Origin of the sequence: Campylobacter sp. TJR-1, assembly GCF_032840035.1 — a bacterium.
In the GTDB taxonomy this organism is placed as follows: Bacteria; Campylobacterota; Campylobacteria; order Campylobacterales; family Campylobacteraceae; genus Campylobacter; species Campylobacter fetus.
Window position 1 is genome coordinate 1 of the sequence record NZ_JAWIZX010000018.1, and the last position, 1,461, is coordinate 1,461.

Consider the following 1,461-nt stretch of genomic DNA (forward strand, 5'->3'; position numbering starts at 1 on the left):
TGATATAAAGCATTGAAACATCTGTTTTGTTTAACATTTAAGGACTCCTTAATAAAATAAAATAAAATCACCAGCAAAAGCAACCAACCATATATATAGTTATCTATATACTAAATACTTACAAGGTATCAAAGAGTATTAGGTTAAAGCGGGAGAATGATTAAAAGATTAAACAGTATAGAAATTTAAGTAGAAATGTATTATAATATTAAAGTAAATTTAAATGAATCAAAGCAGATAATATCAAAATAGAACAATTATTATAGATAATCTTGATATTAGTTGATACCATAATTTAAGTAGTCGAAATCGCATATAAGGCACGAAATTATATGAAATATAAATTATTTATATTCGCATCTCTATTTATTTTATTTTTTACATTTACTAATTACGTGATTGTGTATTTATATATATTTGATTTACGTTCCAATGGTGTATTTTCTTTTAAAAATTTTTTACTAGAAACAACCACAAACTATAATCGTATTATCATAGATAGCGGTTCAAATTCAGTTCATGCTATAGATTCGACTATGTTTGAAAAAGCTTTTGGGAAATTGACTATAAACATCTCGGATAATGCAGGATATCCTTTGCAAGACAAATTAGCCAGACTTCAAAAATTTACTCATAAAGGAGATATAGTTTTGCTTCCGCTTGAGTATTATTATTATATGGATGAAAATCCACCCCCAAAAATATATTTTGATAATATATTTGGGTCTTTGCATTTTTATTTTGATAGCCTAAATTTGGCTCATAAAATTCAATTTATTTTAAACTCTCCTCCTAGTAGTCTTTTAAAAGCTATCTTTACCAAAAGTCAAAAATTTGATGATTCAATACGCTTCACAAATGAATTTTTAAACGGCAAAAGAGGCGACTACGAATTTGTACAAAAAAGCAAACCCGTAAAAGAACTAGAATATATGAGCTGTGAAGAGTATATATTTGGTTCAGAAATGAGCATTAGTCCAGATAGATTAAGTAATAAATTTAAAAAAAATATAAAATTTATCAAACAGATTGAAAATAGAAATGGAGTAAAATTTGTATTTACATATCCTGCTGTAGCGGGAAACGAATGCTACAATGGAAAACTCAAAGATAATTTTCTTATTTTTAACAGAGCTCTTAAAAAATTTATAGATGAAAATGGTTTAGCATTTGTGGGATCACCTTACGCTTTTCCATACATTCAGATGGATAATAGTTACTATCACATACTTCCTAAAGCCAAGCAAATACACACTCAAAATTTAATAAACTATATCAAAAACTCACCATATAAAGATATATTTTTGAGATAATATTTAGCCAGTAACAATACTCTAAGATAAACATTACCGATAACCCTAAACGCAGGAGACGCAAGTACTTCGGTAAAAGCAGGCAATATAGCTGCAGATAGCGTAAATGTAGATCTTTCTAAAGTATTAGGTACTACAACAGTAGGTA

At 27.6% G+C, this 1,461-nt stretch carries 2 protein-coding genes; one reads left to right on the plus strand and one right to left on the minus strand.

Annotated elements, in window-relative coordinates:
• The first annotated feature begins 332 nt into the window (after positions 1-332).
• On the plus strand, positions 333-1,313 hold the full coding sequence (locus RVY88_RS09095) for a cell surface protein (RefSeq protein WP_162167638.1): 981 nt from the start codon (positions 333-335) through the stop codon (positions 1,311-1,313).
• Here RVY88_RS09095 and RVY88_RS09100 read toward each other — a convergent pair.
• Positions 1,271-1,461, minus strand: a 191-nt coding sequence (locus tag RVY88_RS09100; protein WP_317051303.1) for a hypothetical protein, incomplete at its 5' end; no start/stop codon positions are given. The genes RVY88_RS09095 and RVY88_RS09100 overlap by 43 nt on opposite strands.